Below are 540 nucleotides of genomic sequence, written 5' to 3' on the forward strand. Positions count from 1 at the left end.
CCCAAATCACTTGTGCCTCTTTTGTTTCAGTGGTTTCAGGGGAGCGCTTTTTGTCGGTGGCCCGTTCTAGCATTCGAACATGAGTTCGATTAGCGACCGGGAGCAGATTCAGGCCGACGCTGACGCGTTATGCGCTGCGGCCGCTCGTTTTCACCAGCATTCCTATGCGGCGCTGACCAACCCCGAACGCCTGGCACTGTTGGAAAAGCTCGAATGCGCAACCCGCAAGCTCCAGACGCCAAGCCACCAACTCATCAACCAGCTTGGCGAGCAAGCGGATCCGGCCGAACTGGGCGGCAAGCTGCCCTGGGTGTTGGCCGACCGGCTGCACATCACCCGGGCCGAGGCCGCACGGCGCATCGCCGAGGCCGCCGATCTGGGCCCGCGCCGCACGCTGACCGGCGAGCCGCTGGCGCCGGTGCTGCCCGCCACCGCCGCGGCCCAGCAAGATGGGGCGATCGGCGCCGACCACGTGGCCGTGATCCGGCGGTTCTTCCACCACCTGCCCGAAGCCGTGGACCTCGACACCTGCGAACACGC

The 540-nt window shown here is 66.1% G+C and carries 1 protein-coding gene; it reads left to right on the forward strand.

What is annotated here, in order from left to right; translation table 11 throughout:
• Positions 1-79 precede the first annotated feature (79 nt).
• Positions 80-540 (forward strand): DUF222 domain-containing protein (locus A5659_RS03520; protein ID WP_156748797.1); only part of this gene is annotated, 461 nt, incomplete at its 3' end.

This window comes from Mycobacterium sp. 1165196.3 (assembly GCF_001673415.1).
GTDB classification, from domain to species: Bacteria; Actinomycetota; Actinomycetes; order Mycobacteriales; family Mycobacteriaceae; genus Mycobacterium; species Mycobacterium europaeum_A.